The 26,894-nt window shown below is 50.5% G+C and carries 28 protein-coding genes, 1 other RNA gene and 3 pseudogenes; 13 read left to right on the forward strand and 19 right to left on the reverse strand.

Features of this window, described 5'->3' with window-relative positions; translation table 11 throughout:
• The first annotated feature begins 319 nt into the window (after positions 1-319).
• From amaB to MKQ70_RS09900, 4 genes are all read left to right on the forward strand, one after another.
• Positions 320-1,846 (forward strand): L-piperidine-6-carboxylate dehydrogenase, encoded by a 1,527-nt coding sequence (amaB, locus tag MKQ70_RS09885; RefSeq protein ID WP_248070336.1) that lies wholly within the window; start codon positions 320-322, stop codon positions 1,844-1,846.
• Positions 1,847-2,465: 619 nt separating this feature from the next.
• Positions 2,466-2,831, forward strand: coding sequence for a S8/S53 family peptidase (locus tag MKQ70_RS09890; RefSeq protein WP_248070337.1), 366 nt, complete (start codon positions 2,466-2,468; stop codon positions 2,829-2,831).
• Positions 2,828-3,016: a hypothetical protein gene (locus tag MKQ70_RS09895; protein WP_248070339.1), complete on the forward strand. Its 189-nt coding sequence runs from the start codon at positions 2,828-2,830 to the stop codon at positions 3,014-3,016. Before MKQ70_RS09890 ends, MKQ70_RS09895 begins: the two co-directional genes overlap by 4 nt.
• Before the next feature lie 95 nt (positions 3,017-3,111).
• Positions 3,112-4,149: a S8 family serine peptidase gene (locus MKQ70_RS09900; protein ID WP_248081223.1), complete on the forward strand. Its 1,038-nt coding sequence runs from the start codon at positions 3,112-3,114 to the stop codon at positions 4,147-4,149.
• 94 nt (positions 4,150-4,243) lie between these two features.
• Here MKQ70_RS09900 and rnpB read toward each other — a convergent pair.
• The 12 genes and pseudogenes from rnpB to bioD form a co-directional block, all read right to left on the reverse strand.
• Positions 4,244-4,611, reverse strand: an RNA gene (gene rnpB / locus MKQ70_RS09905) — RNase P RNA component class A.
• 18 nt (positions 4,612-4,629) lie between these two features.
• Positions 4,630-4,857 carry a Smr/MutS family protein gene (locus MKQ70_RS09910; protein WP_248070341.1) on the reverse strand — a complete coding sequence of 76 codons (228 nt, stop codon included), beginning with the start codon at positions 4,855-4,857 and terminating at the stop codon, positions 4,630-4,632.
• A 71-nt stretch (positions 4,858-4,928) separates the two neighbouring features.
• A complete protein-coding gene (locus MKQ70_RS09915; protein ID WP_248070343.1) occupies positions 4,929-5,639 on the reverse strand; it encodes a hypothetical protein in 711 nt (236 codons plus the stop codon).
• 110 nt (positions 5,640-5,749) lie between these two features.
• The gene (locus MKQ70_RS09920; RefSeq protein ID WP_248070344.1) at positions 5,750-6,199 is read right to left on the reverse strand and encodes a DoxX family protein; all 450 of its coding nucleotides are present in this window, start codon (positions 6,197-6,199) and stop codon (positions 5,750-5,752) included.
• Between the two features lie 78 nt (positions 6,200-6,277).
• Positions 6,278-6,463, reverse strand: a complete 186-nt coding sequence (locus tag MKQ70_RS09925) for an amino acid permease C-terminal domain-containing protein (protein WP_308199441.1) — start codon at positions 6,461-6,463, stop codon at positions 6,278-6,280.
• 156 nt (positions 6,464-6,619) lie between these two features.
• Positions 6,620-7,794 (reverse strand): annotated as a pseudogene (locus MKQ70_RS09930) (amino acid permease); the annotation flags it as partial.
• Between the two features lie 261 nt (positions 7,795-8,055).
• The gene (locus tag MKQ70_RS09935; protein ID WP_308198984.1) at positions 8,056-8,244 is read right to left on the reverse strand and encodes a hypothetical protein; all 189 of its coding nucleotides are present in this window, start codon (positions 8,242-8,244) and stop codon (positions 8,056-8,058) included.
• The gene (locus MKQ70_RS09940; RefSeq protein ID WP_248070346.1) at positions 8,244-9,017 is read right to left on the reverse strand and encodes a polyprenyl synthetase family protein; all 774 of its coding nucleotides are present in this window, start codon (positions 9,015-9,017) and stop codon (positions 8,244-8,246) included. The genes MKQ70_RS09935 and MKQ70_RS09940 overlap by 1 nt, the downstream gene beginning before the upstream one ends.
• Before the next feature lie 76 nt (positions 9,018-9,093).
• Complete coding sequence (gene rnr, locus MKQ70_RS09945; RefSeq protein ID WP_308199442.1) at positions 9,094-11,328, reverse strand: ribonuclease R; 2,235 nt, start codon at positions 11,326-11,328, stop codon at positions 9,094-9,096.
• A gap of 229 nt (positions 11,329-11,557) precedes the next feature.
• The gene (gene lpxK, locus MKQ70_RS09950; protein WP_248070347.1) at positions 11,558-12,643 is read right to left on the reverse strand and encodes a tetraacyldisaccharide 4'-kinase; all 1,086 of its coding nucleotides are present in this window, start codon (positions 12,641-12,643) and stop codon (positions 11,558-11,560) included.
• Between the two features lie 8 nt (positions 12,644-12,651).
• Positions 12,652-13,236: a 5-formyltetrahydrofolate cyclo-ligase gene (locus MKQ70_RS09955; protein ID WP_248070349.1), complete on the reverse strand. Its 585-nt coding sequence runs from the start codon at positions 13,234-13,236 to the stop codon at positions 12,652-12,654.
• Entirely contained in the window at positions 13,233-13,874 is a 642-nt protein-coding gene (gene bioD / locus MKQ70_RS09960) for a dethiobiotin synthase (protein WP_248070351.1), read from the reverse strand. The genes MKQ70_RS09955 and bioD overlap by 4 nt, the downstream gene beginning before the upstream one ends.
• Before the next feature lie 217 nt (positions 13,875-14,091).
• Between bioD and MKQ70_RS09965 the strand changes: the two are divergent.
• From MKQ70_RS09965 to MKQ70_RS09980, 4 genes and pseudogenes are all read left to right on the forward strand, one after another.
• Positions 14,092-14,786 (forward strand): annotated as a pseudogene (locus MKQ70_RS09965) (PLP-dependent cysteine synthase family protein); the annotation flags it as partial.
• A 111-nt stretch (positions 14,787-14,897) separates the two neighbouring features.
• On the forward strand, positions 14,898-15,299 hold the full coding sequence (locus MKQ70_RS09970) for a CBS domain-containing protein (RefSeq protein WP_248081235.1): 402 nt from the start codon (positions 14,898-14,900) through the stop codon (positions 15,297-15,299).
• A complete protein-coding gene (locus MKQ70_RS09975) occupies positions 15,289-16,074 on the forward strand; it encodes an ABC transporter substrate-binding protein (RefSeq protein WP_248070354.1) in 786 nt (261 codons plus the stop codon). The genes MKQ70_RS09970 and MKQ70_RS09975 overlap by 11 nt, the downstream gene beginning before the upstream one ends.
• 34 nt (positions 16,075-16,108) lie before the next feature.
• Positions 16,109-16,555, forward strand: coding sequence for a QcrA and Rieske domain-containing protein (locus MKQ70_RS09980; RefSeq protein ID WP_248070356.1), 447 nt, complete (start codon positions 16,109-16,111; stop codon positions 16,553-16,555).
• A 71-nt stretch (positions 16,556-16,626) separates the two neighbouring features.
• On the opposite strand, the gene MKQ70_RS09985 is transcribed toward MKQ70_RS09980, so the two are convergent.
• The 5 genes from MKQ70_RS09985 to MKQ70_RS10005 form a co-directional block, all read right to left on the reverse strand.
• A complete protein-coding gene (locus MKQ70_RS09985) occupies positions 16,627-16,941 on the reverse strand; it encodes an ABC transporter permease (protein WP_248070358.1) in 315 nt (104 codons plus the stop codon).
• A complete protein-coding gene (locus MKQ70_RS09990; protein ID WP_308199443.1) occupies positions 16,938-18,182 on the reverse strand; it encodes an FtsX-like permease family protein in 1,245 nt (414 codons plus the stop codon). Before MKQ70_RS09990 ends, MKQ70_RS09985 begins: the two co-directional genes overlap by 4 nt.
• A complete protein-coding gene (locus MKQ70_RS09995; protein WP_248070360.1) occupies positions 18,122-18,970 on the reverse strand; it encodes an ABC transporter permease in 849 nt (282 codons plus the stop codon). The genes MKQ70_RS09990 and MKQ70_RS09995 overlap by 61 nt, the downstream gene beginning before the upstream one ends.
• Positions 18,971-19,122: 152 nt before the next feature.
• Positions 19,123-19,626: a hypothetical protein gene (locus tag MKQ70_RS10000; protein ID WP_248070362.1), complete on the reverse strand. Its 504-nt coding sequence runs from the start codon at positions 19,624-19,626 to the stop codon at positions 19,123-19,125.
• Positions 19,627-19,724: 98 nt separating this feature from the next.
• The gene (locus MKQ70_RS10005) at positions 19,725-20,198 is read right to left on the reverse strand and encodes a hypothetical protein (RefSeq protein WP_248070364.1); all 474 of its coding nucleotides are present in this window, start codon (positions 20,196-20,198) and stop codon (positions 19,725-19,727) included.
• 137 nt (positions 20,199-20,335) lie between these two features.
• Between MKQ70_RS10005 and fbaA the strand changes: the two genes are divergently transcribed.
• The 5 genes from fbaA to MKQ70_RS10030 all read left to right on the forward strand — a co-directional run bounded on the left by fbaA (position 20,336) and on the right by MKQ70_RS10030 (position 24,632).
• Positions 20,336-21,406 (forward strand): class II fructose-bisphosphate aldolase, encoded by a 1,071-nt coding sequence (fbaA, locus tag MKQ70_RS10010; RefSeq protein WP_248070365.1) that lies wholly within the window; start codon positions 20,336-20,338, stop codon positions 21,404-21,406.
• Between the two features lie 206 nt (positions 21,407-21,612).
• Complete coding sequence (gene accD, locus MKQ70_RS10015; RefSeq protein WP_248070367.1) at positions 21,613-22,416, forward strand: acetyl-CoA carboxylase, carboxyltransferase subunit beta; 804 nt, start codon at positions 21,613-21,615, stop codon at positions 22,414-22,416.
• 48 nt (positions 22,417-22,464) lie between these two features.
• Positions 22,465-22,956 carry an SsrA-binding protein SmpB gene (gene smpB / locus MKQ70_RS10020; RefSeq protein ID WP_248070369.1) on the forward strand — a complete coding sequence of 164 codons (492 nt, stop codon included), beginning with the start codon at positions 22,465-22,467 and terminating at the stop codon, positions 22,954-22,956.
• Positions 22,957-23,129: 173 nt separating this feature from the next.
• Complete coding sequence (locus MKQ70_RS10025; protein ID WP_248070370.1) at positions 23,130-24,209, forward strand: tetratricopeptide repeat protein; 1,080 nt, start codon at positions 23,130-23,132, stop codon at positions 24,207-24,209.
• Between the two features lie 18 nt (positions 24,210-24,227).
• On the forward strand, positions 24,228-24,632 hold the full coding sequence (locus MKQ70_RS10030; protein ID WP_248070372.1) for an META domain-containing protein: 405 nt from the start codon (positions 24,228-24,230) through the stop codon (positions 24,630-24,632).
• Positions 24,633-24,688: 56 nt separating this feature from the next.
• On the opposite strand, the gene MKQ70_RS10035 is transcribed toward MKQ70_RS10030, so the two are convergent.
• Both MKQ70_RS10035 and MKQ70_RS42115 read right to left on the reverse strand, forming a co-directional pair.
• Complete coding sequence (locus tag MKQ70_RS10035; RefSeq protein WP_248070373.1) at positions 24,689-25,618, reverse strand: peptidase domain-containing ABC transporter; 930 nt, start codon at positions 25,616-25,618, stop codon at positions 24,689-24,691.
• A pseudogene (locus MKQ70_RS42115) lies at positions 25,570-26,894 on the reverse strand (peptidase domain-containing ABC transporter). Before MKQ70_RS42115 ends, MKQ70_RS10035 begins: the two are co-directional and overlap by 49 nt.

Genomic DNA, 26,894 nt, shown 5'->3' on the forward strand with positions numbered 1-26,894 from the left:
TTATTGCTGAGAAACGTGACCGTAAGGAAGGCGCCGATGGTGATGCCCCCGACGAAAAAAGGTTCCAGCTTTCCTTGCGCCAGTCATATTTAAAGAATTCGATGTTCGCGGGAATACAGGCGGCACAGATGTGGCGCAGCGCAGACGAAATGCCGAAGGCCTTGTTACCGATCAGCAGCAGAGCCGGCACAATAAGCCCGATGAGTGGTCCTGCTATGTACCAGGGCCAGGGTTGTTTGATCCATTCCATGGCTTCCAAGTTAGTCATTTTCCCGATCCGCAGATTAATCTTAAGTTTGGGCCTTTAATTCCAGCGCATATGATCGACGTACTGAAGACATTTCACATTGACAAGCAACATAGTGGCGTTTCTACGGGTAAAGACTGGCTTCCGGGCGGCGGTGCAGCCATCACGGCAACCTCGCCGGTAGACGGCGCCACCCTTACGACCGTCACTTCCGCCTCCCGCGCGGATTACGACGCGGTAATCACCATAGCGCAGGAAGCATTCCTGTATTGGCGCAGCCTCCCCGCTCCCGCCCGTGGCGAAATCGTTCGGCAGATCGGCATGGCGTTACGCGAAAAGAAGGATGCTCTTGGCCGCCTGGTGAGTTATGAAATGGGTAAAAGCCTGCAGGAAGGCTGGGGTGAAGTACAGGAGATGATCGACATCTGTGACTTTGCGGTGGGACTGAGCCGCCAGTTACATGGATTGACCATGCATTCCGAACGCCCGGGTCACCGGATGTACGAGCAGTGGCATCCACTGGGCATTACCGGCATTATCAGCGCCTTCAACTTCCCGGTAGCGGTATGGAGCTGGAATTCCATGCTGGCATGGGTTTGTGGCGATGTATGCATATGGAAACCGTCTGAGAAAACACCTTTGACGGCGATAGCCTGCCAGCAGATTATCAGCGAAGTATTTGTGGCCAACAATGTGCCGGAAGGTGTGAGCTGCCCGGTAGTGGGCGGCCGCGATACCGGTGAGTGGCTGGCAAACGACACCCGCGTACCACTGGTATCGGCTACGGGCTCTACCCGCATGGGCAAGAGTGTAGGCGCAGCCGTAGGCGCCCGTTTGGGCAGGGCTTTGCTGGAACTTGGCGGTAACAATGCCATTATCATATCGGAACATGCAGACCTCGACATGTCGCTTATCGGCTGCGTATTTGGTGCGGTAGGTACGGCGGGACAACGGTGCACCAGCACGCGGAGGCTCATCATCCATGAGAAGGTGTATGACGCTTTTAAAGCCAAACTGGTAAAGGCTTACGGGCAACTGCGCATCGGCAATCCGCTGGACCAGCACAACCACGTGGGCCCGCTGATCGATACTGATGCCGTGAAAGCATATCTCGATGCTATTGAAAAAGTGACAGCAGAAGGTGGCCGGTTTATCGTGGAAGGCGGCGTGCTGAGCGGCGCGGGCTACGAAAGCGGCTGTTATGTGAAGCCCTGTATCGCAGAGGTAGAAAACCACTACGCCATTGTGCAGCATGAAACTTTCGCACCGATATTATATATCATGAAATATAGTAGCACCGAAGAGGCGATCGCTTTACAGAACGGCGTTCCGCAGGGGCTGTCGTCGGCTATCATGACACTGAACCTGCGGGAAGCGGAACAGTTTTTATCGGCAGCCGGGTCAGATTGCGGTATAGCAAATGTAAACATTGGCACCTCGGGTGCGGAGATCGGTGGCGCCTTCGGCGGCGAGAAGGAAACCGGCGGTGGCCGCGAAAGCGGATCGGATGCCTGGAAAGCGTACATGCGCAGGCAAACAAACACGATCAACTATTCGTCGAAATTGCCGCTGGCACAGGGGATTAAGTTTGATTTGTAATGCGTTAGAGAAGATATCTGCATAAAGTAGCGGGGTTGAAACCCCGCTATTTCGTTAAACGGAAACCATGCTTATGAGAAAGAATGCTAGGTCGCATCCTCTCTGGGTATAAATATTAAACTTTTTTCCGACAATTCATATTCAACTTTCGTGCTACTCCCAACCCATCATCCCCCATATTTGCCATTTATACCGCTATATGCACCCACTGCAATGATTTAACACCAGATTGAAAAGTTCAGTATAATCCGCTATCAGCGCGGCTTTCCGCTAAAGAAATGTTAAACTGCAAAGCGGTTGTTGAGAAATTCAGGAAATTTGCTTGTTGACGTTTTGAGCATCATAATGGCGGAAAAAAGCCAAAATAATTGTCTGCCCGACACGGTTTATCCATTTTAACTTACTCTTAGCAACGCATTTAGCGGCTGTTTACGTAAATGTAGAATGACGATACCGGTCCTGTTTGCGCATAATGATAAATGGCCGTACATCATTTTAAGTTATGACAACAGGATAAGAAAGTTTACCTTTCACCCTTTGTGCGTGGAGATAATGAATTGGCGTTTTTTTAACCAATTACGGTACTCAAATTGTAATCTTATAGGACAAATTGTTACACATGAATTTTTTTAGAGAGTTGACATTAGTGACGGGAACCGTGGTACTCGCAGCATTTACGACCGAAACAAAAGCACAGGGCACATCAGTGCCGCGCAACTGGCAGCTGCTGGATTACAGCAAAGACAGTGTTTATGGCGTAGGCGCGCAGAAAGCGTATGCCGAACTATTGAAAGGCAAAAAGAGCAAACCTGTACTGGTAGCAGTAATCGATTCCGGCGTAGACACTACGCACGAAGACCTCAAGGCCATTTTGTGGCGTAACCCCAAAGAAATTCCCGGTAATGGCATCGATGATGATGGTAATGGTTACGTAGACGATGTTTACGGCTGGAACTTTTGGGCGCTAAAGATGGCAGCAGTGTGAAAGAGGATAGCGACGAAGCATCCCGCGAGTACTACCGCCTGAAAAGCAAGTACATTAACCCGGATTCCGCCCTGGACCATAGCTCCAAGGAGTACGCGTACTGGGAAAAGCTGAAAGCGAAAACGCAGAAGCCGCCGGTAGACAAAGCACAATACAAAACCATGCTCAAGATCCGGAGAACCTGAAGAAGAGCGAGGACATCCTGAAAGAATACACGAAAACAGAAGATATCAGCCTGGCGCAGCTGGACACCATCCGCAGCAACAGCGATGATGTGCAGATGGCGAAGAGCTTCATGACCCGGCTGTTTAAAAGCATGGTTGGCGAGGAAAACGTATCGCTGAACGACTTCAAAGGTGAGCTGGAGCAATACATCGGTGAGCTGAAGAAGAACTCTGAAGCTGCCGTGAAACGCCCGGTAGATAAAAGGACACTGATCGTTGGCGACAACCTGAACGACATCAATGACCGCTTCTACGGCAACAACGACGTAATGGGCCAGTTTTCTTTCCACGGCACGCACGTATCCGGCATTATTGGCGCGGTGCGCGACAATGGCGTGGGAATGGACGGTGTTGCAGACAACGTACGCATCATGGCTGTAAAGGTGGTACCTGACGGCGATGAACGTGATAAGGATGTGGCATTGGGTATCCGTTATGCGGTAGACAATGGCGCACGTATCATCAACATGAGCTTTGGTAAAGGTTTTTCTCCAAACAAGGAGTGGGTAGATGACGCGATCAAATATGCGGAATCTAAAGGCGTACTGCTGGTACACGCAGCAGGTAACGACGGCGCTAATAATGATGAAGTAGACAACTTCCCGAACGATACATTTAAAGACGGCACTACGGCTAACAACGTCATCACTGTTGGCGCAATGGGCAATGGTAAAGGCGCACAGAAAGTTGCGGTATTCTCCAACTATGGTAAAAAGGAAGTAGACCTGTTCGCACCGGGTGTAAACATCTACTCTACCGTTCCTGGTGGTAATAAATACGGCAATGCGAGTGGTACAAGCATGGCTTCCCCTGTAGTTGCAGGTGTGGCAGCGTTGGTACTCTCCTACTATCCCGAACTGAGCGCACGTCAGCTGAAACAGATCCTGCAGAAATCTGCCACGCCAATTCCCGGTACGTCGCAGATGGTAAACAAACCTGGCACCAGCGGCGAAGAAGTGAGCTTTGCGGACCTGAGCGTAACAGGTGGCATGGTGAATGTGTATGATGCACTGAAACTGGCTGCTAAAACGAAAGGCGAGAACAAAGAGCCGAAAGCAAAGAAGTCGAAAGTGGCGCCTGTAAAGAAAGGTTAATCAGTTAGCATTTATAGTAAAGCCGCGCTGCTGTAGAAGTAGCGCGGCTTTTTAATGTCCAATAAAAAAGACCGCGAACGGTCTTTTAATGAAATAAAACTACAAACCTATAAGCCGGATTCTGTACTCCACTTGCGTAAAGCCGCTATCATTTATCTGCGACGCCAGTCACCTGGCGCCTGTATCTGCCTACCCTCGGTCATTGGACGAGCCGCCCTTAATAGACCGTATACATGGCATTTCAGCATGCAAGGTTTACCCCCGGTGACGGTTGCCCGCCACCGCCGTGGGCTCTTACCCCACTTTTTCACCCTTACCTCCGATTGCTCCGAGGCGGTCATTTTCTGTGGCACTATCTGTGAACGCCTTGCAGCGCCCCCACCCGTTAGGTGGTGCATTGCCCTTTGCTGTCCGGACTTTCCTTGCAACCCTTGCGGGATACACGATAGCGCGGTTTGTAGTTAAGGGTGCAAAAATAAGCTATTTAAAATAAATCTCTGTAGCGCCGTAACCATACAGCGGGTGGTACTGGTTAACGAAACTCTTCACCTCCGGCGTTACCTTAAGAATATCGTGCAGCTCTTCGCGCAGCTTGCCTTTACCAACGCCATGGATCGCCACCATGGAATGCTGGTGATGGGCAATGGCAATATCAAGCCAGTACTGGAATTCATTCAGCTGTATGGCCAGTATTTCCAGGTTGCTCATGCTTTTATAATCGGCGGTGAGCTTTTCGATGTGCAGGTCTACTTCGTACTTAGGTTCCTCCTTTTTGCCGGTTACCGCCTGGTAATTAACGGCGGAAATTCCCGTGGCCGGTGTTTAGCGCTTACCATCGGCTCATTGTCTTGACGCAGCGGATATTGCTCGAACAAGGGATAACTGATGGTAGCCTGTTCTTTCACCTTCAGCTCATTGAGTTGCAGGAATAACTGTTTCGCCTTTACCTTCCAGCCCTTACTGAAGCTGGCGGCCATTTTGGGATCGGCAGGTTTCAGGGAAAAGGTAAACTCGAAACGCGGCTGATCGTTCAGTTGTTCGAACAGCAGGTCTGCCAGGTAAAAGTGCTGGAAAGGATGCACCTCGTTTTTGATTTCCAGGTGCAGCTGGTTGCCCAGGAATATCTGGAAATGCACGTTGTAAGTACGTGCGGTTTCGTTGAGCAGGTGGTATTTAAGGATGCTAACCCGTTCATCGTAGCCGTCTGTGATCCATACGGGTAAAATAGACAGGAATACGCCGGTTTCTTCCCTGGTAACGGGAAAAGGTTTCTCTTTTTTGATTTCCTCCCCGCGCAGCGGTTTGGGCACATAAATATCTTTTTGTGCAGTAAAGCGATGGAAATAAGGGAAGTCGATCTGGTCGTAATATACGGGGAAGGTCACGCCTTTCACCTCCACCATCAGCATATCATTGCTCATGATGTCTACAACCTTTCCTTCCTCCTTGGAATGCAATATCAGGATGGTATCGCCTACAGAATACTTCATAAGTTAATTATCAATTTGAATAAGTACGGCGCAATATAGCCCTGTGCGTCAGGACACTTCGCATCCGGACGCGCAAATTAACAATTAACCGGCAGTCTGCCATCATTCCATCAAACCGTATCGGCCTTCTTTTCCGGATGGGTGGCCATGTAATGGTCCACGGAGATGGGGCCACTGCCTTCTACCATAAAGAAAAGAAGGGCGGCCAGCACCACCAGGGTGAGCCACAGGTCGGTGTGTACATTAAATAATGGAGTAGCGGACTGTATGAAGATAAGAGCGCCCAGCAATACCGGGATGTTAGCCAGTACAGCTACGCGGGTGAGTAATCCCATCGTAATGAGAATACCGCCGCAAAGGTGGGCAAAAACGATGTAATGCGCCAGCCACATCGACATTACCGAGAAGAACGGATTTTGCCGGATGGTGGCGTTCAGCTGATCTATATTACCGATGAACTGGATTCCTTTTGCGATGAGCAACAGGCCCAGCAGCATGCGAAAAGCATCTATCCAACGTGGATGATGGGACTGACCCCAACGGTCAATTCGTTGCAGCATGTTCATAATATATAGTTTAAGTTCAAAGAGCGCTTAACCTAATTTACGAAATTATCCGCAATAAACGCCGCTGCAGGATTACGCCTGTGCCTGCTGACGCGCCAGACGGCTGTTTCTGAAGCCATACAGGAAGTAAATCACCAGGCCGAAGCCCATCCATCCAAAAAACACGAACCAGCTTTTTACCGGTATCTCTATCATAAGGTACAGGCAGCAAAGCATGCCCATGATCGGGATCACGGACAGGTTGCGGACAATGGTCATAATGGTAATGATATACGCCAGGACCGGGAAGATGATGAAAAGGATCTCCTGGTGCGAATCCTGGGTAAGGTGAGCGAAGTTGTTGACGATTTTATCCCGAAAGAAATAGGTGAAAGCCGCCAGCAATACCGGCACAATAAAACGACCGTTTACATAAGGCAGATTAAAGCGTTTCCCTTCTTTGGATTCGAGTTTCGGTAAAAGCAATACACCGCCGCACACCAATACAAAGGCGAACAGGGTGCCGATACTGGTCAGATCGGTTACAATGCCGCTTTCGATGAACAGCGAAGGCACGGCCACGATAAAGCCGGTAACGATGGTGCTGAACGATGGTGTTTGGTATTTAGGATGCACTTTAGCAAAACGTTTGGGCAACAGGCCATCGCGGCTCATGCTCATCCAGATGCGCGGCTGCCCGATCTGGAACACCAGGATAACACTGGTAGCGGCAATTACGGCACTGATGGAAATTATATAGCCAATCCTGTTCATGTTGATTTTATCGAACACGAAGGCCAAAGGATCTTTTACGTTCGCAAACTCGGAGTAATGCACCATGCCGGTGATCACCAGCGTAACAATAATATAAATGATGGTGCAGATAACCAGGGAATAGATCATGCCGCGCGGCATATCGCGTTGTGGGTTACCACATTCCTCGGCCGTTGTAGAAATAGCGTCGAAACCAATGTAGGCAAAGAATACAGCAGACACGCCCTTCATGATGCCGGAAAAGCCATTCGGGGTGAACGGCGTCCAGTTACCGGTATCGATATAAAAACACCGATCGCGATAACGGCCAGGAGGATCACTATTTTCAGTCCAACCATGAAGTTGGCACTGCGTTTACTTTCTTTAATACCGATGTAAGCCAGGATCGTAATCAGTATGACGATAATGAATGCGGGCACATTTACCACCACATGCCAGTTGCCCAACATTGGGGCGGTGGTCCAGGCCAGGCCCTCGGTAGTTTGTCCCGCCGCTACTGCCGCATCGTACGCGTGTTGCGCCGTTTTAAAATCGGTGATCATCCAGGCGGGCAGGTGAATATTCATGCCCTGCAATACATTGTTGAAATAACTGCTCCAGGAAATGGCCACTACGATATTGCCGATCGAATATTCGAGAATCAGTGCCCAGCCGATAATCCAGGCAGTCAGTTCACCGAACGTTACGTAAGAATAAGTATAAGCGCTGCCAGCCACCGGCACGCGGGAGGCGAATTCGGCATAACAGAGCGCGGTAAAGCCGCATGTTACCGCTGTAATCAGGAAAAGGAATATTACGCCGGGACCGCCATCGTAGGCAGCCTGTCCAATCGTAGAAAAGATACCCGCGCCAATTACGGCGGCGATACCCATGAGCGTAAGGTCACGCACGCCGAGCACCTTGCTCAGCCCTTGTGAACCGTGGCTGTCGGACACACCTTCGTTGGCATCTTGTAAAATATTGGTCAGCGACTTTTTCCTGAAAAGCGAATTAGACATTAGGACTCAGTTACAGGTTGATGATGTTGATATTGTTGATAGGGCACTCGGGCCTGGCGTCAAATATAATAATAAAGTAAATACACTAGTATTGGCGGGTCAGCAGGAATTCTGCGAGCTCCTGTAACGGTTTTTACGTCCGCTCATTACGGCGATGTCTTCAAGATGGCGGAAAGCCTCCTCCATGAAGTGTTGTTTTTCCTTTTCAGCCCATTCGTCCACTTTACAATCGTGGAACAGTTCCAGCGTCTGCGGCACCTTGGTATTGTCATCCGCATTCAGGTCCATCAGTTTATCCAGCTGCTGGCGTTGGGCCGGTGTACATAGTTCGAGGGCCTTAAGCAGTAAAAATGTTTTTTTATTGATAAGGATGTCTCCCCCTGTTGTTTACCCACCTTATCCGGATTGCCGAACGCGTCGAGCAGGTCGTCCTGTATCTGGAAAGCGATGCCCACATTCTTCCCAAAACCGTAAATATGCCCCTGGTTGCCTTCGCTACCTCCGCCGATGATAGCGCCCATTTGCAGGCTGGCGGCCAGGAGTACGGAGGTTTTGAGCGCAATCATGTTTACATAATGCGCATAATTTACCTGGTCGGGGGCAGTAGTTTCCATGTCCATATCCAACTGCTGGCCTTCACAAACTTCGGTCGCGGCTTTGTTGAACACGGCGATTATTTTCTGCTTCTGTTTAGATTGAATCTTGTTAAGATAATCGTAGGCGTGAATGAGCATCACGTCGCCGGCCAGGATAGCGGTGGGTTCGTTATATTTGATATGCACGGTAGGCATGCCGCGGCGAAGCGGCGCCTTGTCCATGATATCGTCATGCACCAGCGTAAAGTTGTGGAATACTTCGATGGCATTGCCTGCCAGGAAGGCATCCGGGTGAATTTCCCCGAACAGTTCGTTGCCCATCAATGCCAGAACAGGGCGAACGCGTTTGCCGCCGAGACTCAGGATATACTGGGCCGGATCGTATAAAGAAGATGGCGTTTCCGGGAACTGACGTTTGCCGAACTGTTGCTCAAACTGCGCTGCTAACTCTTTAAATGAATGCATGTGGTCTTTAAAATTAAGTTACGGACCTGTGGTATACAGGTCCGTAAACTATGCAATTGCGTAATATCGTTTTCAATTATTTATCCGATTGCTTCTTCCGGGTCGCTGCTCTTTTCTCTGCCGCTTCTTTACTACTGCGACCAGGTTTAGGTTTCGGCTCTTTCGATGCTTTCTTTTTAGCCGGTTTCTTCGGCGCCGCCTGCTCATTCGGAATCACCCACTCACCCCAGGTATCCACTGCTTTGCCTTCAGGCGCACCCGGCTTTTCAGGTACTTCCCAATTGCTCCAGTCTTCAGTTGGCTTTTCTTTCTTCGGCCTGCGCTCCTGTGGTTGTTTTTCCACCCGTTTTTCCGGGCGACGACCGCCGCCGCCACGCTTATCGCCTGCATGTTGCCGCTGTTGCCCACCGCGCTTATCAGGCCGGCCTTTACGGCTATCTTCGGAACGCTGTTTCAGGCTGCTGCTGCCCCTTGCTACACCTTCTTCCACGAGGTCATAGTCCAGCTGGCGTTTGTCAAGATGTGCAGCCACTACCTGTATCTTCACTTTATCGCCAATGCGGTAACGCTTGCCGGTGTGCATGCCGATGAGCGCGTACTCACTTTCGGAATGACGGAACTCTTCGGACAGATTATGAATGCTCACGAGCCCTTCACACTTCGTATCCACAGTTTCGACCCAGAACCCGAAATGCGCCACACCGCTGATCACACCTTCGAACTCTTCGCCAATAAATTGCTGCATGTATTCCACCTGCTTGTATTTATTGGACGCGCGCTCTGCCTCCATGGCCTTACGCTCCATTTCAGAACTATGTTTACAACGTTTCTCGAGTGCCTTGTCGATCGTTACCTGGTCGGCCAGTACTTCCGCGAGGATGCGATGTACCAGCACATCGGGGTAACGGCGGATCGGTGAGGTGAAGTGGCAATAGAACTCGAAGCCCAGGCCGTAGTGGCCTATGTTATCGGTCGTGTAGGCCGCTTTCGCCATGGTACGGATGCCCAGTGTTTCCAGCACGTGTTGTTCGGGTTGACCGTGCGCTGCCTGCAGCATCTTGTTAAAAGATTCGGCAATACTTTCCGGCTCATGCAGGTTCAGCTTGTGGCCGAACTTGGACGCAAACATCGCAAACAGTTGCAGCTTTTCCTCGTCCGGTGTATCGTGCACACGGTACGGGAAAGGCACGGGCTGTTTGTTCACGGTTACTTTAGACACATGCTCGGCGACCGTACGGTTGGCCAGCAACATGAACTCTTCGATAAGCTGGTGCGCTTCTTTGCTTTCCTTTACCACAATACCAATCGGGTGCCCTTTTTCATCCAGTTTGAAGCGTACTTCCTGTGAACTGAAGTTGATCGCGCCATTTGCGAACCTTTTCGCACGCAGGCTTTGCGCCATTTTGTTCAGCGTCAGAATTTCCGCTTCATATTTACCGGCGCCGGTTTGATTTTCAATGATCTCCTGCACATCTTCATAAGTGAAGCGGTGATCGGAGTGAATGAGCGTACGGCCCAGCCAGTATTGCTTTACGGTTCCTTTTTCGTCAACCTGGAAAATAGCCGAAAAGGTAAATTTATCTTCATACGGCCGAAGCGAACACAGTTCGTTGGATATCTTTTCCGGCAACATGGGGAGCACCCTGTCCGGCAGGTACACGGAAGTAGCCCGTTTTTCGGCCTCCAGGTCCAGTTGCGTGCCCGTCTTCACATAATGGCTCACATCCGCAATATGCACGCCCACTTCAAAGCGGCCATTCTTCAACTTACGGAAAGAGATGGCATCATCGAAGTCTTTCGCATCCACCGGGTCGATCGTAAAGGTGAGGATATCGCGGAAGTCTTTACGTTTTGCCATTTCTTCCGGCTCCATTTCTTCTTTGATGTCCGCCAGTTCCTTCAGCACTTCAGCCGGGAAGCTGAGCGGGAAGCCCGCATCGATGAGAATTTCCTTCATCGCGAGGTCGTTGGCGTCACTGGCATCCAGTATTTCCAGGATTTCTCCTACCGGTTTGCGTGTTTTCTCGCCCCAGGCGACGATGCGCACTACGGCCTTATCACCGCTTTTGGCTTCGCCGAGCGAGTTGGCCGGGATATAAATATCCGGCACCATCGCGCCCTTGTCGGGAACGAGGAAGGCAAAGCCTTTGCTCACATCGAGCGTGCCGGTAAATTCAGACTTTTTACGTGTAAGGATTTCCGTGATAACACCTTCGGTACGGCCGCCATGGCCTTTACCCTGCTTAACTGCGGCTACGAGTACTTCGTCGCCATCCAGCGCGGTGTTCAGGTTCTTTTGCTTAACGAGTATATCTTTCTCCGGCCTTCAACGATCACGAAAGCCATGCCGGAGCGGGTGATTTCGATGGTTCCTTTGTAGGTTTTCCTTTGGCTGCCTTGCTTTTGGCCTTGCTGCTGTATCGGCTGTTCACTTTTCTGGCCTTTGCTGCCTTTTTTTTTTTTTTTTTAGTCATTTTAAGTCATTTTGTCCGCTGCAAATGCGGCGAACGTGTTGTTTGGGAGTCTTGCCCGCTGCGGTGCTAAGGGTACTCCTGGACCAGGGGAGCATCCGGGCCGCCGCCGGCTACATAATCAAAAATATAATTATTAAATGAATCTGCTTCATCGAACAGGAAGGAAATCTCTACGGGAAGTACAGCGATAGGGAGTTGCAACTCCCTGATATAATCGCGCAGCAGGTGGAGGCGTACTGCGTCTTTTTCAGTAGTGATAATGATCTTCGGGTTTCCTTCCGTTCTTTCCAGTTCCAGTTTCATTTTTTCAAGATCTTTCCTCGAATAATAATAATGATCTGGGAACGGAAGCAGGTACACTTTGCTGAAACGTTCCCGCAAATGTTGTACCAAAGGCTTGGGACGGGCAATTCCGCAGGCGACGAGCACATTTTCGCCGGCCGGGATATTTACCGGTTCGCCATCGAGCATATTGTATAATGCGCCGTAACGCAGCGTGGTAAAGAAAACCCGCTGGTGTTCCTGTGGATTGATCTCCCGCAGGAAACGCTCCTTTTCGGCCACTGCCAGATTAGCAGGGCATTTAGAAACGATGATCACATCTGCCCGCTGATACCCGCTTCTGCCCTCGCGCAAACGGCCGAACGGCACTACGTGATCGTGGGTAAAAGGCCGGCTGTACTCGGTGATCATGATATTTTTACCCGGTTTCACGGAACGATGCTGAAAGGCATCGTCCAATAAGATGGCCTGGACGTACGGCCGCTCCATCAGTAATTGCGGAATCGCCAGCATGCGCTCCTCTCCCACACATACACTGATGCCGGGAAACTTCTGGTGGAACTGCATGGGCTCATCGCCAATCTGCTCGGCAGTACTCTGACCATCCGCCAGGAAAAAACCTTTTGTTTTGCGGTTATATCCCCGGCTAAGCGTGGCAATGCGGAAATAATCTTTTAACAGGCGGATGAGATATTCTACATGTGGTGTTTTACCGGTACCACCTACGGAAAGATTACCTACAGCGATTACCGGTACGTCGAACTCAACGGCGGTCAGCATGCCTTTGTCGTACAGGCGGTTGCGCACCCACATGATGAGGCCGTAAAGGAGAGAAAAAGGATACAATAAAACGCTTAAATATCGCCACACAGGTGCAGTTATTTTGTTGTAAAGTGATAAATATGGTCCGGCGTCAGCACTATGTCCAGCGCCACGTCGCCATCGTACGTGTCTTCTATAACGGGCACCGGCTCAAAGAAACTGAGTCCCACCTTTTGCGCCGAGGGCCTGCATTGACTGAGAAAAAGGTCGTACATGCCCTTGCCGTATCCCACGCGGTGACCACGTTCATCAAACGCCAGCAACGGTACAAAGATAAGGTCTAACTGGTCGGGGGTAATCAGCCGTCCGTTTACCGGCTCCGGTATCCCAAAATGATTGGACGCGATCTCGGTACTTTCTTCCCAGAGATAGTGCAGCATTTCCCCGCTGCTCAGATCCGAACGGGAAATTACGAGGTGCAGCTGCGGCAGCGTTTCCCTTAACCACTGCACGATGCCGTAAGTATCGGCTTCGAGTTTACCGGAAATGGGCAGAAAAATATGAATGTATTGTACGTTGGTATAGTCCAGTTGTTTACACTGTTCCAGCAGCCGGGCGTTGAGCATGGTAGCCTTTTCGAGCGACATGGCAATACGCTGCTGCAGGTACTCCCTGCGGATGTCTTTCTTTAATGGGCTCATGCGGTTTCTTCCTTTTTATGTGGAAGGGCGGCACGTAACAATGCGGCCTGTTCCTTCACAAATTCCTTGTTTATGTTACCCGCCTGTGGAATACGGCCTAGCCGCGGAATACGGCTCCAGCGGATGATATCATCTTCGTTCGTATGCGCATCGCCGTTAAAGATCCAACCCAGCACGGGTATCCTGGCCTGCTGCAGCGCCATGGCGGTCAGTAAGCTGTGATTGATGCTGCCGAGATAGTTCTGCGATACGATGATCACGGAGGCATTCAGCTTTTGGATAAAGTCGATCGTAAACAGCTGGTCGTTCAGCGGTACCATCAATCCGCCCGCGCCTTCGATTACGAGCGGCCCTGTTTGCGACAAAGCCGCATGCCCCAGTAACACATCCTCCGAAATAGCAACTGACTCCGCTTTGGCGGCCAGGTGCGGAGAGGCGGGCAGCTGTAGGCGGTAGGCTTCGCTAAGGCAGGCGCCCGGACGCGAAATCAGCGATGCCACAGTTTGCGTGTCGGTTGTTTCCTCCAGGCCGGACTGTACCGGTTTCCAGTAGGCGGCGTCCAGCGCTTCTGTTACGCAGGCGGCCACCACGGTTTTACCGATACCGGTGCCAATGCCTGTTATAAAAATTCGCTGCATGTTCATTCGGGGCAAATATAATCTATAAAAGAACTTTCCCGTAAATTCGTTGGATAAGCGAAAAGGTTATGAAATACTGTGAAAACATACTCGAAACAATCGGACACACCCCACTGGTAAAATTGAATAGTGTAACGAAAACCCTCCCTTGCACCGTGCTGGCCAAGGTGGAGTTTTTAATCCAGGCAACTCTATCAAAGACCGCATGGCGGTACGTATGGTGGAGGAAGCGGAAAAGCAGGGGCTCCTGAAACCCGGCGGCACGCTGATTGAAGGCACCAGCGGCAATACAGGCATGGGACTCGCGCTGGCGGCGATCATTAAAGGATATCGCTGCATTTTTACCACTACGGATAAGCAATCCAAGGAGAAAGTAGACATCCTGAAAGCCGTAGGCGCGGAAGTGATCGTGTGCCCTACGAACGTAGAACCCGAAGATCCCCGTTCCTACTATTCTGTAGCAGCACGCCTGGCGAAAGAAGTACCGAACTCTTTTATGTGAACCAGTATGATAACCTGGCCAACCGCGATGCGCACTATGAGCAAACCGGGCCGGAGATCTGGGAGCAGACCGACGGCAAGGTGACGCATCTTGTTGTAGCTACGGGTACAGGCGGCACTGTAACTGGCGCCGGCAAATATTTAAAGGAAAAGAATCCCTCCATCCAGGTGTGGGCGATCGACAGTTATGGTTCTTTGTTAAAGAAATACCATGAAACGGGCGTATTAGACATGAGTGAGGTGTATCCTTACATCACCGAAGGTATTGGTGAGGACTTCGTTCCGCAGAACTACGACATGAGCGTGATCGATAAGTTCGAAAAGGTGACGGATAAAGATGGCGCAGTAATGGCCAGGCGCATCACCAAAGAAGAGGGCATTTTCGTGGGCTACTCCGCCGGATCAGCCGTCAGTGGATTGCTGCAGTTGAAAGATGAGCTGAAACCGGATGATGTGGTAGTGGTGATTTTCCACGACCATGGCAGCCGCTATGTAGGCAAAGTATATAACGACCAGTGGATGATGGAGCGGGGATTCCCGGACGTAAAAACCGTGAAGGACGTGGTGAATAGCCGCCGTAATGTGCCGCTCGTATCACTGAACCCCGATGAAAAAGTAAGCGAAGCGATCGGGAAAATGCGCAAATTCGATATTGAACACATTCCGGTATTGCAGCACAACGAAGTGGTGGGCGCCATCTCCGAGAGTGGTTTGTTCTCCCGCCTCATTGACCAGCCGGAACTGAAAGATGCAGCGGTGAAAGCCGTGATGCAAACAGCGTTCCCGGTGGTTGGCCTCGAAACGCCGATCGAAAAGCTGACCATCTATATCAATAAAGAAAACGGCGCCGTGCTTACGAAAGACGAAAGCGGCAACCATCATATTGTGACCAAATACGACATCATCCAGGCACTTGGAAAATAAATTATTTACAGACCAGCTGGGGCGGGAAGTCGCCATACCCTTTCCGCCCCGGCGTATTGTTTCGGTAGTGCCCTCGCAAACGGAACTGCTTTACCATCTTGGCTTAGCAGACGAAGTAACAGGCATCACGAAATTCTGCGTGCACCCGGACCATTGGTTCCGCAGCAAAACTCGTATTGGCGGCACCAAACAGCTGCATGTCGACCAGATCATCGCCTTGCAGCCGGACCTTATAATCGCTAATAAAGAGGAAAACGAAAAGTCGCAGATCGATGTGCTGATGGAGCATTGTCCCGTTTGGGTCAGCGACATACACACGCTGGAAAATGCGTGTGAGATGATAGTAAAGGTGGGAGAAATAACCGGCCGCGCAACACCGGCCCAGGAACTGGCCATGGAAATACAACAACGTTTCGCCTCCCTGCCCACACGACTCCTCCCCGTCCCAACGGCTTATTTCATTTGGCGCAATCCCTGGATGGTAGCGGCAAACGGCACGTTCATAGACCAGATGTTACAGTATTGCGGCTTCGAAAATATATTTAAAGATCGCCGTCGTTACCCCGAAGTGCAACTGCACGAGCTGCGGCACGCCCAATTAATATTACTTTCCTCCGAACCCTATCCGTTTAAAGCGCAACATATCGCGGAAATCCAGGAACAGGCGCCACAGGCGAGGATTGAGCTCGTTGATGGCGAAATGTTTTCCTGGTACGGCAGCCGGCTGCTTCAGTCGGTGGACTACTTCCTTTCGTTACAGGCAACCCTTCGGTAAAAGCCGCCGTAACCATTTCAAAACAAGGCAAATTATGGAAAGAAGGAAGTTTCTGACAGAAGTCAGTTTAACGTTCGCATTGGCATGTGCCGGCGGATTGGCGGCGTGCAGCAAGGGTGGTGATTCGGATAACAATCCGGGTGGTGGCGGAGGTGGCGGCACAACGAACCCAAAGCTCACCGTTAACCTGGCGAGCTCCCTGGCAAATCCAGGCGATTTTATGATCAGTGGCGGCGTAATTTTGATCCGCTTGGCTGCGGGCAATACACCGGCTTCATTTTCGGCGCTGACCAGTACCTGCACGCACCAGGGCTGCACCTTATCGACCTATAACAATGCTTCTTCCCAAATTGAATGTAATGCACCATGTGGCCATGGCAGCCGCTACAGCAACACCGGCGCGGTAGTAACAGGTCCGGCGACGGCTGCCCTGTCTAAGTACACGATCGAAATCAACGGTACTACCCTGACCGTGAAATAGCGTATTCCGGAAATCTGCTTATTAGTATTTATCCCTGAGCCGGCCGCGGGTTACGGCCGGCTTTGTTTTTATCAATCAGCTTTCAGACTTTTTACGGGATTCATTAATGCCGCTTTCAGCGCCTGGTGTGCAATAGTCAGCCCGGCAATCACAAATGTTACTACCAGCGTGGCAATGAATACGTCCGAGCTGATATTTACCCGGTAAGCAAAACTTCCCAGCCATCGGTTCATCAGCCAAAACGCCAGTGGCGCAGCAATGCAAAAAGCAATCACGATCAGCCAGATAAATTCCTTCCCAAGCAGCCCTAATATACTCGTCACAGACGCGCCCAACACCTTGCGCACCCCAATTTCCTTCGTGCGCTGCGCTGCGGAGAAAGTCACCAGACCATATAGACCCAGGCAGCCAATAAAGATCGCCAGCAGGGAAAAGATGCGGAAAGCGGTATATGTTTTTGCTCCTGCCGGTACAGGCTGGCAATATGATCGTCCAGGAATTCATAGGTGAACGCCGCTTGCGGGAATAACGTCGTCCAGGCCTTTTCGATACCGGCAATCTGCTGCTGCATATTTCTGCCGGACAACTTTACGCTTACCGACCGGAAAGCATCCGGGTTGTAAAACAACACGGCCGAACGGATTAACTTATGCCGGCTGCCCTGCTGAAAGTCTTTTACCACACCGTTGATCATCACGCTCATGCCACCAAGTTCGAACTGTTGCCCCAGGGCGGCCTCCGGCGTTTTGTGACCGAGTATCCGGGCCATGGTGGCATTGATGACCACCGGGCGCGTGGTATCTGTCCGCGGCGTTTGGCGCACCGGTTCGCCGGCTAACATTTTTAGCTGAAACATGTTGAAATAACGCTCGTCTACCATTTTCATGTCCACCACGTCATGCGCAGACATGAATTTATTCTGGAAAGAGGTGGCGGGACCACCGTACACCGGCGCTGCTACAGCGAAGCTGTAATCTTTAATGCCCGGCATGGCTGCCAGCTGCGCCGCGAACACGTCGCGCTTCCCGGCATCCGGTACTGGCAATGAAATCACGGCTTCTTTATCAAACCCCAAATTACCATTGCGAAAGAAATCCATCTGGTGCGTAACGACCAATGTACCGGCGATCATTACCTGCGAAATAACAAACTGCGTAACCACCAGGCTCTTTCGCAGCGACAGTCCGCCTGTACGCACAGCGCCTTTTAAACTGGTAGCAGCCTGGAAATTCGATTGCACGAATGCCGGATAAATACCTGCTAACAGTACCACCACTACCGTTAACAGTGCCAGTAATCCGATGACGTCGCTGCGGAACAATACATTGTCCGCGAGGCGCACATCGAGCCAGGCGGTGGCGGCGGGGAGGAATGCGGCCGTAAGGCCGATAGCCAGTACGACCGCTATCACCGTCACGATGCCGGTCTCCATTAGGAATTGTAATATCAGTTGCCAGCGACTGGAGCCCAGCGTTTTACGCACGCCCACCTCACGAGCGCGCTTTAAAGCCCGTGCCGTTGCCAGATTGATAAAGTTGATGCAGGCGGTCAGCAAAACGAAAATCGCTACGCCACCGAGCGCCAGGTAAGTAGTGCGCGAAACAGTCGGACTGAAATGATCGAACAAATAACGTTGATCGAAATGAATAGCGCGTAACGGTTGTAAAGGCAGGTTGGTGCGGGCGGCAATGTCTGCCCCCAATGTTCCGTTATAAAGCCTTTCATGCGGCTTTGCATCCTGGCAATATCATAGCCGGCAGGCGTTACAAAATATGAACGCGCACCCCGGATACTGAAAAACTGATCGTTTCTAAACTCTTTCGAGAGGCTCGCCATCGACAATAAAAACCGGAAAGGCATGTGTGTATTGGCCGGCGGATCGGCTACTACCCCGGTGATTTTAATGCCTTCATGGCCATCCATTACTATGGCTTTACCTATAGGGTCTGCGTCGCCGAAGTACTTCCGCGCCATGGAAGCAGTTAACACGATCGTCCCGGGGTCTTTCAGCGCAGTGCGTTTATCGCCGCGCAACCATTCGTAATCAAACACCTCGGTAAAATTAGAATCTACCGCCAGCATCAGTTTCTCCGCGTATGGGTGCTCGTTCACGCCCAGCGTAACGTTCGCTAAATAAATCACCATCGTGCCTTTTTCGATTTCCGGGAAATCCTTCATCAGCGCGGGCAACACTACGGTGGATACACTGGGATTAAAATCCAGTTCGTTGAGGGTGATGCGGTAAGTGCGGTCAGACTTTGTATGCCATGCATCGTAGGTCATTTCGTTTTTCACCACGAGGAAAATGGCGAGGCACGCGGCAATGCCGAGGCTCAATCCCGCGATATTAATCGCCGTATTCGATTTTTGCTTTACGACGGAGCGCCAGGCGGCTTTTAGATAGTTACGGAACATGCTGCTGGGTTTTGCAGGGCAGCCGCGAATACTATACCGCAAGCTATCTGCCTGAAAACCAATTCAACATATCGAGTTATTTGTCCATTATCGTAAAGGCGAACGTCCGTATGCGGACAGTTACATCCCGAAGGTCTTGTTCAGTGCCTTCACTACTTTTCCGGGGTCCTTTTGCCGGCAACCACCTGGTACGGGTATTCATCCACAAACTCAAGGCGTTTGCGTTCCGGGAGGCGGAACACGTTCATCTTATCGACGAACGCTTTTTCCTCCCGGCCATAAAACCGGATGTACTTGGTGTGCGTTACCGTTAATTCGAACATGGATTTCTTATGATTATGCACCAACCCAAAGCTCAGGGCGGCATCTTCGGTGAGTTCATTTTTATGTGGATAGAGTCCGGCCAGTGCCTCCATTTTTCCCATGGGCAGCGTGTGCACGGCTTCTTCTGTTCCATAATGACAACTGACACTGTCTGGCAGAAATTCTGTTAAAGAAATAAACAGCTGCCAGAGGCGGTCATTGTTGATGTTAATGCAGGCTTCGAACCGAAAGGGCAGCAATGGCGTGGCATTCGTTCTGATCAGAAATCCCTCTTCAATCTTTGCATGAGCCCTTCGCTCCATCAGCTCCTGACTGTCTGCACGGTGCGGCATATCGTCCGGGTGAGGTATTCTTATGGTAGGTGCAAGTATTAACATTGGCTAAAGATAGCCGTATTTAACCGCAGCACGAAAAAATACTGAGGTTAAATCTATCTCGGGTAACGCTCTACATGCCAGATTCTCAGGAGGCTATCACCATCAGACTTGCTTAGCTGCACGGCGGAATCGCCCGAGCGGCTGTACATGACACGGTGTGGCAGCAGGCTGTCGTAGTCGTACGAAAACACCAGGTATTCGTTAAAGCTGGAGTCTTTCAAATAATGTTCTACCCAATCTTCTTCATATACGATATTACCGGCCTGCACACGGATGCTTTTCAATTTACGGTACCCGGTATCGATCGAAAAAGTCGTGTCGGGCGTCATCCAGGTTTGGCCTGTAGCGGTACTGTCGGTGGTTTTCCAGCTCACGGGCAAGAGCATAATGCGGCGTTTGCCACGTTGCTTATTGAATTCGAGACCATAGTCAGGAGCAGGCGGGAACATGCGCTTCCACCAGGGTTTGCCATTGAAATACAGGAGTACGGCCAGTCCGGCGGCCAGTATCAATAAAACCGTTTTCATGTCTTAAGCAGCGATAAAGGAACATAAATATAACAGGAGCCGCTGTAAGCATATTTCAGCCGAAAATTTTATATACTAGAAATCTTCATCCGGATGCTTATATTTGCCATCCAGATTTTTAACCTAATCGGATTATTATGGGAAAATACACTTCCGGCGTATTATTCGGCGATGAGCTCGAAGCGCTTTACAATGATGCAAAAGACAAGGGATTTGCCATGCCCGCAGTGAACGTAGTGGGTACCAACTCTGTGAACGCAGTATTGGAAACCGCTGCAAAAGTGAATTCTCCGGTGATTATCCAGTTTTCTAACGGTGGTGCACAGTTCTTTGCCGGTAAAGGCATGCCGAACGACAAACTGCAGGCTAACATTGCCGGCGGCGTTTCGGGCGCTAAGCACGTACACGAGGTGGCTAAATATTATGGCGTTCCTGTAGTACTGCACACCGACCACGCGGCAAAAAAATGGCTGCCATGGATCGACGGTCTGCTGGACGCGGGCGAAGCTTTCAAAAAACAGACCGGCCAGCCGCTTTACAGCTCGCACATGCTGGACCTGTCTGAAGAGCCTATCCACGAGAATATCGAAATTTCCAAAGCTTACTTCGAAAGAATGAACAAGCTGGGAATGAGCATAGAAATTGAGCTGGGCGTTACCGGCGGTGAGGAAGACGGTGTGGACAACTCCGGCGTGGAGAACTCCCTGCTGTATACACAGCCCGAAGACGTAGCTTATGCATACGAAACACTGAGCCAGGTGGGCTCCCGCTTTACTGTGGCGGCGGCTTTCGGTAACGTGCATGGTGTATACAGCCCCGGCAACGTGGAGCTGCGTCCCGAAATCCTGAAAAACAGCCAGGACTACGTAAAAGAGAAATTCAAAACGGCTTCTGATAAACCGGTTTATTATGTGTTCCACGGTGGTTCCGGCTCTGCCAAACACCAGATCACAGAAAGCCTGGGTTACGGCGTAATCAAGATGAACCTCGATACCGATATGCAATGGGCATTCTGGGAAGGCGTACTGGGTTACTACAAAGCCAAAGAAGCATACCTGCAGGCCCAGCTCGGCAACCCGGAAGGCGCCGACAAGCCTAACAAAAAGTACTATGATCCGCGCGTTTGGCTGCGTAAAGGGGAAGAAACCTTTGTTGCCCGCCTGGAAGAAGCGTTCAAAGACCTGAACTGCATCAACCGCAACGCGTAATCAAAATATCTCTACCGGCCCCATGCAACCCGCTTGCATGGGGCTTTTTGATGACCCTTACCATCTGAAATAGTTGAAACCATACATATATAATTGCCTTTTAAGTAAATGTTTGGATTTTATTTCTGTAAGTTAGAAGTACGGGAAATGAATTTAATTGTATCTTGCACCACTATTCTTTAACCTAATAGCACACAAACTCAAGTATGAGCTGGTTTAAGCGGATCAAACAGGGCATTTCGACGTCAACGAGCGAGAAGAAAGAAGCACCGGACGGACTTTGGCACAAATGCCCGAACTGTAAAAAAACCGTTACTGTAAAGGACCTGAAGGAAAACCTGTACGTATGTGACAAGTGTAACTTTCACAACCGTATCAATTCAAAGGAATATTTCGAGATCATTTTTGATAACAATGAGTTCGAGGAGCTGTTCACCAATATCTATCCAAGAGATATGATGGGGTTCACCGACCTAAAACCATATGACGCCCGCCTCCGGGAAGCGCAGAAAAAAACCGGTTTGTCAGACGCTATGCGTGTGGGCGCCGGTAAGGTAAATGGTTACGGACTGGTGGTTTCCTGTATGGACTTCCAGTTTATCGGTGGTTCCATGGGCTCCGTGGTAGGTGAAAAAATCGCCCGTTCCATCGACTATGCCATTGCCAACAAAATGGGCCTGCTCATCATTTCAAAGTCAGGCGGCGCACGTATGATGGAAAGCGCGTTCTCGCTGATGCAAATGGCGAAAACCTCGGCTAAACTCACACAGCTGGCAGATGCCAAACTTCCTTACATTTCCCTGATGACCGATCCCACTACCGGCGGCGTTACCGCGTCGTACGCCATGCTGGGCGACATCAACACGGCCGAACCCGGCGCGCTGATCGGGTTTGCGGGTCCGAGGGTAATTAAGGAAACCATTAAAAAGACCTGCCGGCAGGCTTCCAGAGCGCGGAGTTCCTGCTTGACCATGGCTTTTTGGACTTTATTACAGACAGGAAAGAACTGAAGCAGCGTTTAGCTACCCTGCTGGAGCTCTTCTCAAAATAAAAAACTGATGAAAAGGTCCATGTATTACACATGGGCCTTTTCTTTTTCTTTCAAAATGGCAGAATTAAGGAACAGATCGGCATTTTTTGAATTCGCGATAGAAGATAAATTTATCGCCGGGATGGTATTGACCGGAACGGAGATTAAATCGATCAGGGGCAACAGGGTCAGTTTTAACGACAGCTTCTGCTACTTTTCCAAGGGCGAGTTGTACGTGAAGAGCCTGCACATTGCCGAATACGCATTCGGCACCCATGCCAACCATGATCCCTTACGCGAGCGCAAACTGCTGCTCACCAAAAGAGAGCTGCGAAAACTGGAAAACAAGATCAAGGAAAGAGGCTATTCGATCATTCCCCTCCGCATCTTTATGACCGATAAGGGCTATGCCAAAATGGAAATTGGTTTAGGTAAAGGTAAAAAGCTGCACGACAAGCGCGACTCTATCAAACAACGCGAAGCGGACCGCGAACTGCGCCGCAATTACAAAGATTTATAACCGCCCCGTAAATGCCGGGCTTCGAAGATAGATGCTAAACCAAGGGTAATATGCTGTTCATCGTCCCCAAGGCTAAAGAACTTACAAACCTACAACCTATGAAACGTAACGCCATTCACTATTTGTGCGTCCTGTTCCTCCTTTTTTGCTGCGCGTGCAAATCAGGCGAAAAAATGTTCAATCGTGGCCAATATGACGAAGCCGTGCGACTGTTCGTAAAGAAGCTGCAAAAACGTCCTAACGACGCCACTTCCCTACAGATGTTGCCCCAGGCTTACCAACACGCACAGGACGTAAGGGAAGGCCGGGTAAAAGGCTACATGGTATCCAGCGATGCGCTCAAATGGGAACGTATCCGCAACGAATACCGCGCTATGCAAAACCTGTATTATATTATACAGTCCTCCCCCGCCGCCATGCAGGTGGTAAAACCAAAAGATTATTCGGCTGCCATTACCGGTGCACAGGAAAATGCGGCCGAAGAAAGATATAATCGTGGCGTACAGCTTTTGTCGCAGGGCACAAAACCCGCCGCCAGGCAGGCATTCGCCGAGTTCGATGCTACGCTGGCGCTGGTACCCGGCTTCCGCGATGCACAAAAGCTCCGCGATGAAGCCTTCGCCGCCGGAACGATCTACGTGGCCATCAGCCAGCTGCAGATGCGCAATCCCTCGTTCCAGTTTACCGCCGACCAATTCCGCAATGTTTTGCTCAGCGACCTGCAACGACGCAACCTTGATCGATTTGTTTTGTTTATAGATGAAGCGACCGCCAGAAAAGAGAACCTCCGTCCAGACCACTACACGGAACTGATGTTCTACGATTTCGCGGTGGGACAGGTATACGTTGACCGCCTGCAACGCGAGGTGTCCAAAGAGGTAGTTGTGGGACAGACCAAAGAACGCGACACCACCGGTAAAATAATTAACAAAGACGTGTGGGGCATCGTTAAAGCAACGGTGTTTATTACGAAGAAAACCGTTACCTCCACCGGTATGATGGACTACCGGATTACTGAAGTGGACAACGGCCGCCTGTTACGCAGCAACCGCGTGCCCGGCCAGTATGTATGGCTGAACCAGTTCGGAACGTTTAAAGGCGACGAAAGGGCGCTGAGCGACGAAGATAAAAAGGCAATGACCGGCCGGGACATCCTGCCACCGCCGCCACAGATGCTGTTTACAGAGATGACGCGACCTATTTACGACCAGCTGGCAAGGGAATTGCAGTCGTACTACAGGAACATCTACTAAACCAAAACTGTAAAACATATGAGAACGATGCTTGTTGCGCTCGCAGCGCTGGCTTTCAGCAGTTGTGCTTCTTCCAAAAACGGAGCAGCGGCCGAGGCCGAACTGTATGGTAAGGAATGGAAACTGACCGAACTGAATGGCAAGCCGGTGAACGCCACCGCTGAAAGAATACCCACGATCAAGTTTGAAAAAGAAGGCGGCCGGGTATCCGGTTATGCAGGTTGCAACCGTATGATGGGAACTTTTACGGTCAATGGCGCGACGCTCAAGTTTTCGCCGTTAGCCGCTACCAAGATGGCCTGTATGGGTGATAATGTAGAAACGGAATACCTGTCCGCGCTCGCCAAAGTGAACGCCTTTGGCGTGGATGCCGGAATGTTGCAATTACAGGAAGGCGAGGCCATCATCGCTAAGTTTAAGTAACACATCAGATCCTATACACGAACCCCGGACGGTAAACCAGTCCGGGGTTTTTCGTGCTATATAAACAAGACTGGCTTATTTATCCTAATACGCCCCTGGTGGTGCTCCCACAGCCGCGAGTAAATAGCCTTCCGCGCCATCAGCTGGCTATGTGTACCTTCTTCCGCCATCATTCCTTCCTGCAACACCACAATTTTATCGGCATTCATCACTGTGCTTAACCGGTGTGCGATCACGATGATCGTTTTACCGCCGTCGCGGAGCGCCTGCATTGTGCGCTGCACATATTGGTCGCTTACAGGATCGAGCGACGATGTAGCTTCGTCGAGGATGAGGATATCGGGATTGCGGTAAATCGCCCGGGCAATAGCAAGGCGCTGACGTTGGCCACCGGACAGATTGGCGCCATGTTCGCCAAGCCGGGTATTAAATCCGTCGGGCAGTTTTTCGATGAACTCCAGTAAGCCAAGGTGCTGCGACACGAGTAAAGCGCGTTGCATATCCGGCTCATATTCGCCCACGGCAATATTTTCGAGAATGGTACCTGCAAAAAGGTCGATCTGCTGCGGCACGACGCTTACTCTCCTGCGCAAACTTTCATTTTCTATATACTTGATATCGAGATTACCAATGGAAATGTGCCCATCGCGTAGCGGATAAATGTTCTGCAATAAGGCCATCAGCGTCGATTTCCCGGAGCCGCTCTCTCCTACTACCGCTGTGATCTTCCCTTTTTCCATATGAAGATTAAAATTTTTAAACACTTCAGTACGACTCCCGTACCGGAACGACACATTGTGAAACATGATATTACCCACCATCTCCGGCGTCAGTACCACTTTGTTCGCCGTATCCTCCTGCTCCAGGTCCATGATCTCGAACAACCGGTCTGCCGCGATCAACGCGTCCTGCATGCTTTTGTTAGCGCTGATCAGGCTCATGGCAGGCCCCGTAAAGTAACCCAGGATCGCATAAAATGACAACAACTCCCCGGACTTAACTGCCGCTCAATGACAAATATTGATCCCGCCCATAATAACACCACTACGAATACACTGGTCGCAAAGCTGGCAGCATTGCCGATGTACAGGTTATTCAGCGTAGCGTAATAAATAGTTTTCAGCAGTTGTATAAATTTAGATTCCGTTTTCACGTTCGCATATTCCTCCAACCCGAAACGTTTGATGGTACCGGCAGAATTCAGCGATTCTACCAGTTGTCCGCCCAGTTCCGCACTATCTTCCATGAGTTTCCGCTGCATCTTTTTGTTCACCTGGTTGCTGATGCGATACACCACGTAATATACAGGCACGATGCCGAGCATGATCAACGCAAGTTTCCAGTAATACGTAAACATCAGGCAGAAGGAAAAGAACACTATAAATATATTGACGACAAGGCTTACCGCTACATCGTTCACGAATACACGAATCTTGCCGCATCATTGATACGCGAGGTAATTTCACCCACGCGCATGGTGTCAAAGAATTGTTGTGGCAGTTTGAGGAGATGTTTGTAGTACCCAAGAATCAGTTGCGCATCAATCTGCTGGCCGGTTTTAAGCGCAAACACACTTTTGAGGCTGCCGATATATAATTGTAATGCAAGGATGCCTAACATAACCACACCTAACAGGTTCAGCAGGTTGCGGTTCTCTTCTACCAGTACATTATCGACTATTTTCTGTACATAAATAGAGGTCGATAATCCGAGTATGGTATACAACATGGCGCCGAACACGGTTTGCGCCGTTACCGCGCGGTGCGGCTTCAGCAGGTACCAGAAGCGTTGCAGGTTGGAAGCCTTTTCATTACCGGGCTTGAAAGTTTCGCCGGGCAGCAGCAATACCAGTACGCCGGTCCACATCTGCTTAAAATCTTCCTGCTTTACTTTGTGCAATTCACCGTCCGATGGGTCCATTACCAGCACGTATTCTTTCGTTACCCGGTAAATGACCACGTAGTGATGCAGTACTCCTTTCAGCACCAGGTGCGCGATAGCAGGTTTAGGAATATTGGCCAGCGCCTCCCAGGGACCTTTAACGCCTTTCGCCTGGAAACCAAGCTTACCGGCAGCTTCAATCATGCCCATTACGTTGGTGCCCTTACCATCGGTATAGGCATACTGACGAATACGCGCAACAGGCATCTCCAGGTTATAATAGGAAGCCACCGAAGCCAGGCAGGCTGCTGCACAGTCGCTGATGTCGCGCTGCTTTACGAGCGCACTTTTCTTTACTTTTCTGATGGGTTGACGGTCCAT

This window comes from Chitinophaga sedimenti, from assembly GCF_023156195.1.
Lineage (GTDB): Bacteria > Bacteroidota > Bacteroidia > Chitinophagales > Chitinophagaceae > Chitinophaga > Chitinophaga sedimenti.

What these genes read in the sequence shown, in the direction of transcription:
- amaB (WP_248070336.1), top strand. Translation starts at nt 320, where the DNA reads ATGATCGACGTACTGAAGACATTTCACATTGACAAGCAACATAGTGGC.
- MKQ70_RS09890 (WP_248070337.1), top strand. Translation starts at nt 2,466, where the DNA reads ATGAATTTTTTTAGAGAGTTGACATTAGTGACGGGAACCGTGGTACTC.
- MKQ70_RS09900 (WP_248081223.1), top strand. Translation starts at nt 3,112, where the DNA reads ATGGCGAAGAGCTTCATGACCCGGCTGTTTAAAAGCATGGTTGGCGAG.
- MKQ70_RS09910 (WP_248070341.1), bottom strand. Translation starts at nt 4,857, where the DNA reads ATGAGCAACCTGGAAATACTGGCCATACAGCTGAATGAATTCCAGTAC.
- MKQ70_RS09915 (WP_248070343.1), bottom strand. Translation starts at nt 5,639, where the DNA reads ATGAAGTATTCTGTAGGCGATACCATCCTGATATTGCATTCCAAGGAG.
- MKQ70_RS09920 (WP_248070344.1), bottom strand. Translation starts at nt 6,199, where the DNA reads ATGCTGCAACGAATTGACCGTTGGGGTCAGTCCCATCATCCACGTTGG.
- MKQ70_RS09925 (WP_308199441.1), bottom strand. Translation starts at nt 6,463, where the DNA reads ATGACCATTGTCCGCAACCTGTCCGTGATCCCGATCATGGGCATGCTT.
- MKQ70_RS09935 (WP_308198984.1), bottom strand. Translation starts at nt 8,244, where the DNA reads ATGGACCTGAATGCGGATGACAATACCAAGGTGCCGCAGACGCTGGAA.
- MKQ70_RS09940 (WP_248070346.1), bottom strand. Translation starts at nt 9,017, where the DNA reads ATGCATTCATTTAAAGAGTTAGCAGCGCAGTTTGAGCAACAGTTCGGC.
- MKQ70_RS09955 (WP_248070349.1), bottom strand. Translation starts at nt 13,236, where the DNA reads ATGAGCCCATTAAAGAAAGACATCCGCAGGGAGTACCTGCAGCAGCGT.
- bioD (WP_248070351.1), bottom strand. Translation starts at nt 13,874, where the DNA reads ATGCAGCGAATTTTTATAACAGGCATTGGCACCGGTATCGGTAAAACC.
- MKQ70_RS09970 (WP_248081235.1), top strand. Translation starts at nt 14,898, where the DNA reads ATGGAGCGGGGATTCCCGGACGTAAAAACCGTGAAGGACGTGGTGAAT.
- MKQ70_RS09980 (WP_248070356.1), top strand. Translation starts at nt 16,109, where the DNA reads ATGGAAAGAAGGAAGTTTCTGACAGAAGTCAGTTTAACGTTCGCATTG.
- MKQ70_RS09995 (WP_248070360.1), bottom strand. Translation starts at nt 18,970, where the DNA reads ATGTTCCGTAACTATCTAAAAGCCGCCTGGCGCTCCGTCGTAAAGCAA.
- MKQ70_RS10000 (WP_248070362.1), bottom strand. Translation starts at nt 19,626, where the DNA reads ATGCCGCACCGTGCAGACAGTCAGGAGCTGATGGAGCGAAGGGCTCAT.
- MKQ70_RS10005 (WP_248070364.1), bottom strand. Translation starts at nt 20,198, where the DNA reads ATGAAAACGGTTTTATTGATACTGGCCGCCGGACTGGCCGTACTCCTG.
- fbaA (WP_248070365.1), top strand. Translation starts at nt 20,336, where the DNA reads ATGGGAAAATACACTTCCGGCGTATTATTCGGCGATGAGCTCGAAGCG.
- accD (WP_248070367.1), top strand. Translation starts at nt 21,613, where the DNA reads ATGAGCTGGTTTAAGCGGATCAAACAGGGCATTTCGACGTCAACGAGC.
- smpB (WP_248070369.1), top strand. Translation starts at nt 22,465, where the DNA reads ATGAAAAGGTCCATGTATTACACATGGGCCTTTTCTTTTTCTTTCAAA.
- MKQ70_RS10025 (WP_248070370.1), top strand. Translation starts at nt 23,130, where the DNA reads ATGTTCAATCGTGGCCAATATGACGAAGCCGTGCGACTGTTCGTAAAG.
- MKQ70_RS10030 (WP_248070372.1), top strand. Translation starts at nt 24,228, where the DNA reads ATGAGAACGATGCTTGTTGCGCTCGCAGCGCTGGCTTTCAGCAGTTGT.